Source organism: Ardenticatenales bacterium (assembly GCA_020634515.1).
Lineage (GTDB): Bacteria > Chloroflexota > Anaerolineae > Promineifilales > Promineifilaceae > JAGVTM01.
On the sequence record JACKBL010000002.1, the window covers coordinates 506,043 to 519,100 of the forward strand.

Here is a 13,058-nt window from a genome sequence, read left to right on the forward strand (position 1 = left end):
AGTAGCCGGTCTGATAAAGTGTGAAATCGTTTTCGGACGGCTACTTAGGGTAGGTTGCCGTCGTCGGTAGCGGGTGTGGGGTGCATCCAGGGATAAGCGGTGTGGCTGCCTTCGGACGTGCCGTGGTAGTAATGATTGGCCGGGCCGGGCCAGCCGATGTCGTTGGTGATGGCGTAGTTGTAGGCGGCGCCGAGGGCGGTTGCCAGGGCCAGCAGCCACGCGCCCTGCCACAGTTCCGCCAGGGGACCGACCTGCACTTCTTCCAGACCACGGACGACGCGGATTTGGGCTGACCAACTGGCTTGTTGGAAGAAATCGGCCGCGCCGCAGTTCATCAGGCGGCTCCACCAGTCCAGCGCGGAGACGAGGGCGAAGTTGCCTCCCTGGGGTTCAAAGGTGTAGTAGGGATCGAAGAAGGGGGTGATGGCGCAGGCCATGTAGGCGCCGGCGCTGGTGTCGGAGGGGTCGTCGTTGGGGGCGACCTGGGGCAGACGTCCGCTGAAGGGGGATTCGTCGTCGGCGAAGGCGAGGCTGGTGTCGTCGCCGGGCCAGAGGACGTTGATGAAGTGGGCGACGCCGTGCCGCTTCCAGTTGTCGCGGTCGAAGAGGAAGGAGCCGTTGGCGGTGGGGCCGGCTTCGCAGTCGATGATGGGTGGGCTGGTGGGGGAGGAGAGGAGGGGGAGGGTGGTGAGATTGCCGGCATACAACGCCCCCATGGCAGCCAACGAAGTGAGGAACTGGCGGCGGGTCAAAGGAAGTTGAACAGAATTGGACATCTTGGACTCTCTCCGAACATAGTTGATCGCCACGTCATTAACCGAAACTGCGCTTATCTGGCAGTTTACGGTGGGAACCAGGTTTGAAGCGTGTTCCGCAACTTGTTAAATGCCCGCTCGTCAGTCCGTAGACTGACTGCCTGAGCGAGTTCCTGAAAAATACGAGCGGAAAAAGGGCGACCGCTAATTCTAAGCACCTGTTGTAAGGCTTCTTTGGGCTTTTGCGGTTTTCCCGTTAAGGCGTGAGGTTGTGTTGACAAAAACAATTCCAATTCGGCAGGTTCCAGGCCCAGTATGCGAGGGACATGCGGCGAATCTGACCAGACCCATACTTCTAGTTCCGGATCAAGAACAACGACAGCAGACCTTTCGGCCTTCCAACCATTCTTTTGTAGACGACTCTCTACGTCTTCTTCAATTTCGACAGCCGAAAGCCTCTCCTGCCCCGACCCTTCTCGATCCAGTAATACCAGGGCATTCTGGGCGCGGTTTACGTATAAGCGCAAGAAATCAGGTGAGTCATGGAATACACCGTTGTCTCGATTTGGGTGACGTTGTAAAGAAAAGTTGACGCGACGAATCCCCAAAGCACGAGTTCGCATTTCCAGCAATGTTCGTACAGTCCATTCCATGTCGTTATCGGCTGTGAGAACAATCACATCATATTCTAGTCGGTCCATTAACTCAACACCCCCGCGGCAAATAGCGTTTCTATAGGCAATTCTGACTGCCATACCCGTAGTGCGGGGTGCTCCGTTCCTCGCACAATATCGGTTGCGCCATTTGGTAATTTCGCAAAAATCAACAGGTCTTCTGGCTGGGATAAGGCCATGAACAAGGGGGAGTGTGTAGCCAGGAAGATTTGTCCCTGGTAGACCGAACTAAGTGACTTGAAAACGGCTTCCATCGCCCGTGGATGTACCCCATTCTCAGGTTCTTCAATCAAAAAGATATGGTTTCGGGGCGGCAAGTAGGCCAGTAAAGTCAAAGCAATCAGACGTAGTGTGCCATCAGACAGCATCCAGGCAGGTGCTTTCAGGCCATGCCGGTAAGTCAGGACAAGATAACGGGAGCGATCTTCTTCGCGTTCAGCCACGCGAATTGATTCCAGGTCATCCAGAACCGTTTGCAAGTGACCCAGCCACCAGTCAAATCGTTTTGGATTATCCGCAATTAGCTCGGCAACCATCAGGGGGACGTTAGAACCATCTGGTTGAAAGGAGCGTGGCGCGTCGGCTGGGCAAGGTTGGCGCATGACGACGCTATTCAATTGCAAAATCTGAATGTGCTGTAGAAGTGATTCTTTGAACCAGAGTGCTATCGGGAAACGATCTTGATCTTCTGGTACGCCAGATAATGCTAGACGGCGGGGTGAGAGGCGGAATGTGATATTCCAGCCAGTTGTCTCTGAACGGAAGTAGTCATTACCCCCGAGAGCTTTGCGTACAATTAAGCGATATCCTCCCGGTGTTTTCGCGCGTGGGGGATGCACAATTGGCTTTGTGTCTTCCATATCTATTGGGAACAAAGACCTCTGGGCAAAGGACTTGGCATGCGTGGTTGTTATCAACCAAAGATTCTCCGTCCGAACGACAATGCTTCCATCATCATCTAAACCAACTTCTACCTCGTAGCGTACGCTGTCGTATCCATTTATCCGCATTTCTTGAGGAATTTCGGCTTCAACCGCTAACTCAAAACCATGCTGAACCGATTGGTGCTGCCAAACCATTTCGCGCAAAGAAGTTGCCCGAAGACGAACTGCTGCATCGACATCATTATTGAGTGCGTCTCGCAAGAAGCTAAAGATATCTAGCAATGTACTTTTGCCGCTGGCATTGGGACCAATGAGGATATTGAAGGCTTCCAATTTAACGCTGATGCGTTTAAGACACTTGAAATGCCTTGCTTCTACCTTACGAAACATAGTCTTTCCTTTAGCAAATATCTGTTCATCTGCGATTTCTTGGAAAAGACAGCGACCCTAACATTCTACGAAGATAACTCCCATGGAATGATGCTCTTCAGTTGGTTTAAAACCAGAGCATCGCACTTGGAGATTATTTATACCAAATTTCGTTGCAATGCGTCATAAGCGGCATCCAGCCAGGCTTGTTGTGCCGGCACAAGCGCCGGCTTCGGCTGCAAGGGTGTCCAGAAACAGCGGAAGAGCTGCCCATCTGCCTGGATGCTCCAGGCGGCGGCGGTGTCGCCCGTGGTGGCCAGGTGGTAGAAGTAGCGGATGCCGCGGCGGGTGAGCAGGCTGCGGCGCACGTACCCTTCAAAGTGGGTAAGTATGGCGGGTGGGTCCTGGTTCAGGTCGTGTTCTTCGTGGATGACGTGGGCGAAGGAGTCGTGGTCGGCGACATGGCGCACAAGGGAGCCGCGAAAGAGTGTAAAGCCGACGCCATCGGCATCGGAGGTGGGGGTGGCGAAGATTTTGGTGGCGCGCAACACCCAGCGCAGGTCGGGTGGCAGGTCGTGGCGCAGGTCGCCCAGGTGGGCTTCGATTTGCACGTTTTGCAGCCCGGTTTCTTCCCGGACCTCGCGCAAGACGGCGGCGTCGGGGCGTTCCATGACTTCGACGGTGCCGGCAGGAAGCTGAATGCCGGCAGTTGGATGAGCAAACACCAGCAATTCCGCCGTCGCCCCACGTCCCCGCGTCACGAAAGCGGTTACTTTCTCCACGGCCCGCAAAATAGGAGGGTTCATGAACGTGCCTGTTCCCGATGGTCCGCCGGGGTCAGATTATCGAGACGCCGATGGTGCGTTGACCGGCGGTGATGAGATGACTTCGATTTCTGGCGAGAAGAGGGACGCGAGGTGTTTTTTCTGGTTGCGCCCGCCGCGCCAACCATACCAGATTGTGAAGAGAATTGCCAGGAAGAGGAAGACGGGGAGGTTTTGAATGCCGGCATCGCTAAACCCCCGCGCCGTCCAATAATCCCGCCCGATGGTCGCCGCCCCCTGCGCCACCACCAGCCCCAACAGCACAAACCCCGTCGCCGCCGTCCACAGCCAGGCCACCGGCTTGCGGCTAATGGTGTACAGCACGCGAATCACAACCGCCAGCGTCAGCGGGGCGATCAGCGCCGCCAGCAGCGGGTAGAGCGAGCGTTCATCCCCGGCGAAGGCCGCCGTGATCAGCGCCCACAGCACCCCGCCCCACAGTGCCACGAACAGCCCCGCCAGCAGACTGAGGCGAGTGCGCCCGTCAATTTCCGCGTTTTCCGCCTGCACCGCGTCGCCCCACGCCCGCCGTTCCTCCAGACAGTCATCACACATCTGCACGGGGAAATCGTTCATCACCGCGAGCCGAACCGGGCGCGCTTTCTGGCATTCGGCGCACCAGTTGGCGGGAAGCGGCTGGCTGTAATGGCCGACGAGGTCGGCAAAATCGCGGATGCGCTGCGCCAGGTCGGCGGCGGTCTCAAACTGGGGTTCGTAGGGTAGGAAGATGCCCATGTGCGCGGGGGCGACGCCGACGCGGTTGGTCGCCGGTTTGCCATCCATGATGGCCGTGAGTCGTTCATCGGCCAGTAGTTTTTCCTTGATGCCGGCATAATCATCGCGCGGCGGAAAATGGGCCTTGATGCTCACGTACACTTTGCTGCCAAAGGGCTGCTCCAACTGCACGGAAAGGAGGCGGTTGTTGCCGCGCCCCAGCAGGCGATGACGATACCAGAAGTGGGTTCCGTGGCGCGGGATGGTGTCGAGTTTAGTGGCTTGCGCGAGTTTTTCCCAGTAATGGGCGTGTCCCATGCCCGTGTACTGCTTCAGGTCCGCCGCCGTCACGCCCGCTTTCGCTTCCACTTGCGATGGCAGCGGCTCACCGTCGCGCAGCAGGAAGTACTCATACTGGTTGCCTTCCACCACCATGCCCGCCAGGTCCATGTGGTGTCCGTCCAGATCGAATTCGTGCCGCCAGCCGCGGCTGAGAAGGGTCCGTTGGCGCAGCAGCCGTTGTCCGTCCACTTCAATTTCGCGCAGTCCCGACAGTCGCCGGTGGCGCAGGGTTGCCCGGTGGGGTTGCCCGTCCAGGTCAAAAGTCCATGTTGTTTCGCTCATAGTTACCGTTTTTGCAGATGCTCACTTGGGTGTTATTCAAGGGCAGGAGACGGGGGTGGTGTTGAGCGTGCCGGCATTATCCACCACCAACCGGAAGCAATTTGGCCCGTCCGCTGCCTGCAAAATGATCCCACCGGCCGCCGACAGGTCGCCATGCACCACCACATCCTGGGCGAACTCGGCGCTATCCGACACGCTGAGCAGACGCAGCGTCGTCTCCAGGTGGGGCGAGAGCGTGTCCCACGGATTGGGCAGTGTATCATCCGTCACGTACACCAGCCCCAGATAGTGGCGTAGCACCTGGAACTGGGCCGTGTCCATTCCTTGCGCGTATACCAGCCCCGCGCGCTGGCGGTAGTGGTAGTCCGCATAACCGCCATCGTAATCCCCTTTCAGGTCCGCCTCCGTAGGCCAACTGCTGTTTTCGTGGATCACGATCACGTCCGCCGTGTTGCTGCTGAAGTAAATCTCCAGCGTGCCCGCGCCCGGGTTGCCCACGGTGGGATACAGCCCCGCCGCGTGCGCGTAGTTGTTCAGACCCTGGTAGTAGTTGACGTGCCCCTGGTTATTGTCGTTGGTCATTTCGTCGAAGAAGATGCCGTCCACGTCGGGGTAGAGCGTCTGCCAGGCGTCCACGTCGGCGGTGACGGTGGCATAAGGACGGGCGGTGTAGGCGGTGGAAACGTAGCCGAGGATGAAAATGCCGGCACCGTGCAATCGCTCAATGGCCGCCGTGTAATTCCCGTCCGCCACCGCCCCCGGACCATTCGCCGGATTGAGGATGGCGTACACGGGCACGTCGTGGTATGTCTTTTTCAGCGCGATTAGCTGGTTGTAGACGGGATTCGTGAAAATGTTGGCCGGGTAGACATACATGGGAATCAGGATGCCCGTGGTTTCGGCGACACGATTGGCGACGTAGGCCTGATTGGACGCGTCGCCGGGGGCCGCAGGGGCGGCAACGTCGTTCACCTGTTGGCCGCTCATGTTTAGCGGGCCGCCAATGCGGGCCGTGCCGTTGACGTCGAGGCGGGCAGCCGGGGCCGTGGTGGCAATGCCCACGTTTGTGCCATCGCTGTACATGTTTGTGCCCACGGCCACGCCCGGCGGCGAGAGGCGATAGACCAGCGGAACCCACGGATCGCCCCCTTCCGCCGTTTCCGGCGCGCTCGCCCCCCGCGCCCATCGTGGAACCTGTGCGGCAATCAGTACAGCGAGTAATACCAGGCCAAACAGCCCGACGGTTAATTTGCTACCTTTCATGATTGTGTTCCTCCTTCAAAATGTAGGGCGATTTTCCAAATCGGGCTACAACGGCTTGACCCGCGTATCCAGCCACCAGATGGCGTAGGCGGCCAGCAAGGCCACGACGCCGCCAATGAAATAACCTTCGAAAACGGCGGCCTGGGTGATGAAGATGGCGATCATGCCCAAGATGCCGGCAAACAAGTAGAGAATCAGGACTGCCTCCCGCTGACTGAAGCCGAGGCGCACGAGACGGTGGCTGGTGTGGTCTTTGCCCGCCGTGTTCGGGCTGACGCCGCGGCGCAGGCGGGAGAACATGACCAGGGCCATGTCGAAGATGGGCACGCCAAACAGGAAGAGGGGGACCATCCAGGTGACGAAGTTGGAGTTTTCGGGGAAGCGTAGCTGGATGCCGAGGACGGCGAGGAGGAAGCCGAGGAAGAGGGCGCCGGCGTCGCCCATGAAGATTTGCGCCGGTTTGAAGTTGAAGCGGAGGAAGCCGAGGCAGGCGCCGAGGATGGCAGCGGCCAATCCGCCGACGAGGTACTGGTTGTTGAGCGCGCCCAGGAGCATGATGAAGGCGGCGATGACGCCGCTGATGCCGGCACTTAACCCGTCCATGTTGTCCAGGAAGTTGATGGCGTTGCTAATGCCGGCAATCCACAAAAACGTGAGCGCGTAATTCGCCCACAGCGGTAGCGGCAGCTTCACGCGCACGTCAAAATAGGCCAGCAGCGCCACGCTCACCACCTGCGCCAACATCTTGGCCCATGCCGGCAATCCATACCGATCATCCACCAATCCCACCAGCGCCATTAACCCTGATCCCAGCACAATCCCCCGCACCTGCGGCGCGCGCACCACCTGCGCATCGCGGAAAAAAATCAACACCGCCAGCGTTGCCCCCAACACAATCGCCACGCCCCCCAACAGCGGCATCGGCGTACTGTGCAGCTTTCGCTGCGCCGGCGCATCCACAAACCCCAGGTTGATCGCCGCCCGCCGCACCCACGGCGTACTCAGCCCCGTGACCATGAGGGCGATAAGAAAGACGAAGATAATGGTATCCATTATGAGATAACTCTATCCCCCAATCTGATCACGGCATAATACGCATCATTTGCAATCCATGCCAGTTCCAGGTCTCCGTGACGTGCAATCTGGGGCGCAGTTGGGAAAGCAGGATCGTTGATGAAGAAATCTTGATCATCATAGCCCACCAAGACGACAGCGTGCCAGGTTTCCCATACCCAGTACGGCAAGTCTTCTGTCCAAACGAACAGAATCACAGGCATCCCGTCATTGATCGCCTCAAAAATATCTATCAGTGCGCCTTGTCGATAGGTGATCAGCAAATCACGGATGAGATGATTCAATTGTTGGATGTTACGGTGAGGCGTTCCCCATGGTTTGACATCCAGGATTGAGAGCAGATCGTCATAATCAGGTTGCAAACCAATTGCGGCAAGCGACATGGCAGCACAAGCGGCCAGGCAATCCGATTCACGACGCTGTGGGATGTGCGGAACTGTCAAGAAGTGCCTGGGCATGATTTTCCAGTTGCGTGATAAATTGGGGAGGCAATAGCATCTGCCCGGTGCGGGCATCAATGTCTAATGTGGCAACCTGCCCTAAGATGCCGCGTTGAGGCGAACTGAGCAGAATGGGTACGCGCCAGATGACGCGCCCTTTAACTAGCAGAAGCGAAGGTTCTCCCCCTCCCATCAAGTGACTGACATGGCTGCCAATATAGCCACTGGCCTGTTTGCGTGCCGTAAAGGCCGTGATGTTAATAATGGGTTCACCAGGAGCCGCGATGAGATGCTCGTCCACGGAAATAGTGTTTGATATACCCATGATTGCCCTTTCCTTCTATTTCACTACAGGTGACTGATCACAACAACTTCATCCGGCACCGTTTTAAGGGGCGTTGGCGACGTAGATGTCGATGCGCTGGATGACATCGCCGGGCGGGCCGTTGGTCGCCGGGTCGCGCAGGCTGATAGCGCGCAGCACGTCTTCGCCGTCAATCAACTCGCCAAAGATGGTGTAGCCGCCGTTGAGGCTGGGCTGCGGCGCAAAGGTGATGAAGAACTGGCTGCCGTTGGTATCCGGTCCGGCGTTGGCCATCGCCAGCAGACCGGCGCGGTCGAATTCCAGGCCACTGCCGGTTTCATTCGCAAACGTATATCCGGGACCGCCCGTGCCCGTGCCTGTCGGGTCGCCCCCCTGCGCCATGAAGTTTTCCAGCACGCGGTGGAAGGTGATGCCATCATAGAAGCCCTGCGTTGCCAGATAGACGAAGCTGTTAACGGTCAGCGGTGCCTGGCGCGGAAACAGGCGGAAGCGCATCGTTCCGTTGTCCATGACGATGGCCGCCTCGTAGATTTTCGCCTGGTCAATGATGGTGGCCGGGTAGCTTTGGAAGATGTTGTTGCGCTGCACCGGTTCCATCGCTGCCAGGGGACGGTCGCCCGTGAGCGGCGTGAAGCTCTCCGGGGATACGGGTAGCGTGTCCGGGTTTGCGGGCGTGGGCAGCGGTTCGCCCGTCAGTTGAGAGAGGTACGCTTGCACTTGCGATTGCTGTTCCACCGGCGCATTGCTGAGCGACTCCCGCGCATAACTGATAGCCAGGTCAATCTCGCCCTTTTTCTGCGCTACGTCGGCCATCGCCAGGGTGGTTTGCCAGGCGGGGAAGCGGTTGTTGGCGCGTTGGCGCGCCTGATCGAAGGCGTCGAGGGCGGCATCGTACTGTTGCAGTTGCTCATTGACCTGGGCCAACTGCGTCCAGCGGCGGGGGTCGTTGTCGTCCAGGGCCAGCCCTTCCTCGATGCTGGCGATGGCGTCCTGGTAGTAAGCGGTTTGCTGCCCGCCTTCGCTGTTGCCGGCACAAGCTATCTGAATTTCCGCCCGTTCAAAGCGCGTGCTGGCGTAGTACGGGTCCACCGTCGCCGATTCGTTGTACAAATCAATGGACGACTGGCAATCCCGGTCAAACGCATACGCCAACCGCGCTCGTTCGTTGCGAATCACCGCATTTTGCGGACTCAGCTTCAGCGCCGCCGCGTAATATGCTTTCGCGTCCTCTACATGCGTTTCCCGCTCCGCGCCTGCCGTGGCATCCGCCCAGCGTGTATTCAGGCGGGCCAGGTTGGCGGTGTGGTCCGTGTTTAGCGGGTTGATGGTTTGTGCCTCCACCAAACCCTTGTCCGCCGTCACCAGCAGTTGCTCTTGGGCGACGGGGTCGTCACTGAGGAGGGAGGCTTTTTCCAGGTAGGCGCGCCCCAGGAAGAGGTAGTAGAAATCTTCACGCGGGGCCAGTTCGATGGCGCGCTCGTAGATGGCGATGGCGTTGTCCCACCCTTGTGGCTGGCCGCTGCGCGTGGCTTGCTTTTCCCAGGGGTCGCCCCGTTTGTAGACGATGTCCGCGTGGATGATGCGGATGTTGGTGGTGTAGACGGCGACGAAGCCGAGGGGGATGAGGATGAGGAGGGCGATAAATGCCGGCATTGTTCCCGATTGACGCAGCCGCCGCAGCCGAGGCCAGAGTACCAGGGCGCTCACCAGGAAAATCACCGAGAAAACGAACACGTAGAACAGTGTGAGGAAGCCCGCCGACTGTTCCGCTTCCAACACCCGCCGCACCGTTTCCGGCGTCTGATCCGTCACGCCCGCCGGGGCAATGATGGAAGAACGCACCTGCGACGCTTGCAGCAAGCCGTATATCAATCCGGCGGAGAGCGAGGAGATGGACATGAACAGTCCGGGCACGATGGACTTTTGCCAGGCGGGGTCCCAGAGCCAGTAGAGCAGCCCGCTGGAGAGAACGAGGAACACCAGTGCATAGCCAGGGGTGGCGGCCCCAAACATGGCAAAGGAGAGCGCCAGGCCAATGCCGGCAACCACGCCCCCCGCCAGCCGCCCTTGTTTCGCGTCCCGCACAAGCATCAGCGCCGCATAGGCGCAAAAAGCGGCCCAAATAAGCAGCAAACTGCGTCCGATCAGCCCGGTGGTGTCCGGCGGCGTGTCTGTGGGCAAAAAGCGCAGCAGCAACGCCCCGGCTCCCCAGGCGGCAAACACCACTGCCGCGAGCTTCTCGCGCGCGAGCTTCTCGCGCCCTGCCGGCAGCATACCGGAGAGCGGGCTATTACGGAACGCGCCGTCTTTCGCCATCTCGCTGAGGCAGATCAGGCTCCCCAGCGCCCACGTCAACGTCAACATGAGATAGACGAACGGGGAAGCGGCAAAATTGTGCCCCGTGTTCACAAAAAAGGATTGGTGGAACACCTCGCCCGCGCTGGGCACGTCCGCCAGGGATTGGATCACCTGGCCGCTGGGCAGGCTAAAGCTGATAAAGTCAAAGCAGAGGATGCCAATGATCAGCGTCAGGATGAAGGTGGCAAACACGGTGGGTACAATCCACCGGCGTTCAACCGGCACGCCTGCCGCATTACCGCGTGCGCGCCCTCGCCGCCGCTTGCGCGAGGGCGTGGCTACGGTTTTCTCCACGGGCGCGGCTTCTTCTTCCTCCTGCCGCGCGTGCGGCAAAACGTACCCGACCATCAAAATCAGGGCCAGGTAAACAAAGAAGTGAATGCGCGTGGCGGCGATGGCAATGCCGAAGTGGATTTCCACGTAATGGGCCATCACGGCGGCCAGCAGCCCGGTGAGCAGGAGCCGATCCGCCTGGAACGGATTGACCACCTTGTCGGTGTCCAGGCCGTGAGAGAACAAGGCGTAATAGATGAGGTAAATGATCAAGCCAATGATGCTGCCAAAGGGCACGGCCACGCCCAGGAATGGCGGACCCAGCCAGAGGGTGAGCAGGATGCCGCCCAGGACGGCCCCGCCAATCCACAGGCCGACCAGCAGCAGTTTGTCGCGGCGGCTGCGCATGACGCCCAGCCAGCTAAAGCTGTAATAGAAGACGAGCAGGTAGAGCGCCTGCCACGCGAGGAAGCCAAATAGCCCCGTGATCACCAGGGCGTCGAAGGTTTCATTGTGGGAGCGGTCGGGGGAGGCGTTGCGGGCTTCTACGGTTGCCAGTTCCGGCGGATAGAAGCGGTTGTAGGCGACGTACATGGATTCCGGTCCGTAGCCAATGAGGGGGCGGAGGAAATTGAAGCTGTCGCTGGTGCCGTCGGGGTAGCTGAGGGGGGTGTGTGGTCGGATGAGTTGCAGGGCGCCTTCCCAGATGAGGACGCGGACGCGCCCGGTGCCGCTTTCTGATTCTAACAAGCGTCCGAGACGGCCAATTGCCGGCAATCCACGCCACTCCTCCAACGTTTGCATCACATTCCCAATCACCGGGCGCTGCGCATATTCCGGCCCCAGTTGGTCCGCCAGGTTGAACGCCACCAACCAGCCCCCCACGACCAGCGTCACCAGCAACCAGGCAAACCAGAGCCAGCGCCAGCCCCGCCGCGCCACCACCATCACCAGAATGGTCAGCACCACAACGGCCAGCGCCGCCGCGAAGGAGACAAACGACCCCATGGGGCCGGCCAGGGACGCCAGCCGCCCCGTAGCCGTGATGCCGTCTATGAGCAGCGTGAACAGCAGAAAGAGGAGCGCCGCACCGCCCACCACCAGGAGCAGCGCCTGCCCCACGTCCCGCAGACGAAAGCGCCCCCGGTCCGCCGCCGCGCCGCGCAGTCCGACCAGCACGATCAGCACGAAGGCGAACATCCCCACGCCCAGACCAAGCCAGGGACCACGGCTGCTGGACCAGTAGATGGCGATTAACTGAATGGCCAGGGCGAAAATGTAAATGGCCGAGCGCACAATGTCCGCGATGGACAGGTCCGCCTCGTCCAGGATATTGGTGAAAGCGTCGATGATGCGCGCCGCCGTCAGTGGAACCGCCATGATCAGGTAGGCGGCCACGAAAATGGCGTTGCCCATGTTGGCGGCCACGCGGCGCTGCACATTACCTCCCCAGGGCAGGGGGTCCAGGCCACGCCGCTGCAACATGGCGTAGAGCGACACGGGAATGCTCGTGATGATCACCGCCGTCACCACGCGCCGCACTTGCTCCCGCGTGCGGATGGTCACGGCCATCAGCGCGAAGACGACGATGTAGGAGAGCGTGGTGTAGGTTCCCTGTAGTCGCTGGTAGGAGCCGGCCCAACTGACCTGGGGCGTGACGGAAAAGAGGGTGGAGAGGAGATAGGAGATGACGAGCAGGGCAACGGGCAGGACAAAGGGGATGCGCCATATGGTGTTGCCGTCGCGGGGGCGCAGGCGTGTCCAGGAGCGCCAGCCTTGCAGATCGATGAACTTCACCAGCCACGTCACGGACATGATCACGGCTATGGAGCGCAGCAGCGTGAGCTTGTCGGGTTCAAAAACACGGGCGGAGAATGTATCAAAAAACAGGGGGGTGGCGACGATGACGGTCAGCCAGCCTGCTTCTAGCAGGCCATCACACCAGCGAGAGAGCTTTGATTCCATATTGTTTTCTCATATCCTCTTCCGAATTTCAATCGTATGCGGGGTGAATCTTACCGCATCGGTAGAGGGGGAGCAACAGGGAGGAAAGGAGCGGGGGAACGAGTTGGGTTAGAGAGGGAGCTAATAATTAATGGGTGAATGGGGGAATGGTTGATATGGACGGTTGCTGCCCAGCTATCATGGACAGCAACCGTCCGCACATTTCCGCTAACTTAATTGCGGATAGCCACTAACGATTTTTCTTCCCTGGTTTGGGGCGGCGGGTGGGGTGGGGTGTTGGTTCTTCGGGTTGGCTATCGGCATCTTCGCTATCTTCCAGCACCGGCGCGAACTGCCGGCCGCGGAAGAGGACGACGAGGAAGGTAAGGATAAAAAGCACGCCGATAGCAATGAATAGGATTTCGTCCCAATTGCCGACCGCGCCGTGCAAGAAAACAGTGAGCATGGTGATTCCGTTTTGCCAGGAACGCCGTTTCACCGCGAAACGGCGTTCCTTATTTCTCAAGGATAGTTACT

11 protein-coding genes are annotated in these 13,058 nt (G+C 59.4%); all 11 read right to left on the reverse strand.

Features of this window, described 5'->3' with window-relative positions:
• Window positions 1-44: 44 nt before the first annotated feature.
• Window positions 45-776 (reverse strand): hypothetical protein, encoded by a 732-nt coding sequence (locus H6650_06615; GenBank protein MCB8951672.1) that lies wholly within the window; start codon window positions 774-776, stop codon window positions 45-47.
• A gap of 65 nt (window positions 777-841) precedes the next feature.
• On the reverse strand, window positions 842-1,456 hold the full coding sequence (locus tag H6650_06620) for a hypothetical protein (GenBank protein MCB8951673.1): 615 nt from the start codon (window positions 1,454-1,456) through the stop codon (window positions 842-844).
• Window positions 1,456-2,703 carry an AAA family ATPase gene (locus H6650_06625; GenBank protein MCB8951674.1) on the reverse strand — a complete coding sequence of 416 codons (1,248 nt, stop codon included), beginning with the start codon at window positions 2,701-2,703 and terminating at the stop codon, window positions 1,456-1,458. Before H6650_06625 ends, H6650_06620 begins: the two co-directional genes overlap by 1 nt.
• A 137-nt stretch (window positions 2,704-2,840) precedes the next feature.
• Window positions 2,841-3,488: an NUDIX domain-containing protein gene (locus H6650_06630; GenBank protein MCB8951675.1), complete on the reverse strand. Its 648-nt coding sequence runs from the start codon at window positions 3,486-3,488 to the stop codon at window positions 2,841-2,843.
• A 36-nt stretch (window positions 3,489-3,524) separates the two neighbouring features.
• Window positions 3,525-4,844, reverse strand: a complete 1,320-nt coding sequence (locus H6650_06635) for a hypothetical protein (protein MCB8951676.1) — start codon at window positions 4,842-4,844, stop codon at window positions 3,525-3,527.
• A 36-nt stretch (window positions 4,845-4,880) separates the two neighbouring features.
• Window positions 4,881-6,107 carry a spherulation-specific family 4 protein gene (locus H6650_06640; protein ID MCB8951677.1) on the reverse strand — a complete coding sequence of 409 codons (1,227 nt, stop codon included), beginning with the start codon at window positions 6,105-6,107 and terminating at the stop codon, window positions 4,881-4,883.
• A gap of 45 nt (window positions 6,108-6,152) precedes the next feature.
• Window positions 6,153-7,160 carry an undecaprenyl/decaprenyl-phosphate alpha-N-acetylglucosaminyl 1-phosphate transferase gene (locus H6650_06645; GenBank protein ID MCB8951678.1) on the reverse strand — a complete coding sequence of 336 codons (1,008 nt, stop codon included), beginning with the start codon at window positions 7,158-7,160 and terminating at the stop codon, window positions 6,153-6,155.
• A complete protein-coding gene (locus H6650_06650) occupies window positions 7,160-7,624 on the reverse strand; it encodes a C39 family peptidase (GenBank protein MCB8951679.1) in 465 nt (154 codons plus the stop codon). Before H6650_06650 ends, H6650_06645 begins: the two co-directional genes overlap by 1 nt.
• Window positions 7,593-7,946 (reverse strand): hypothetical protein, encoded by a 354-nt coding sequence (locus tag H6650_06655; protein ID MCB8951680.1) that lies wholly within the window; start codon window positions 7,944-7,946, stop codon window positions 7,593-7,595. The genes H6650_06650 and H6650_06655 overlap by 32 nt, the downstream gene beginning before the upstream one ends.
• Window positions 7,947-8,009: 63 nt before the next feature.
• The gene (locus H6650_06660; GenBank protein ID MCB8951681.1) at window positions 8,010-12,542 is read right to left on the reverse strand and encodes a peptidylprolyl isomerase; all 4,533 of its coding nucleotides are present in this window, start codon (window positions 12,540-12,542) and stop codon (window positions 8,010-8,012) included.
• A gap of 229 nt (window positions 12,543-12,771) precedes the next feature.
• Window positions 12,772-12,987, reverse strand: coding sequence for a hypothetical protein (locus tag H6650_06665; protein MCB8951682.1), 216 nt, complete (start codon window positions 12,985-12,987; stop codon window positions 12,772-12,774).
• Window positions 12,988-13,058: the final 71 nt, after the last annotated feature.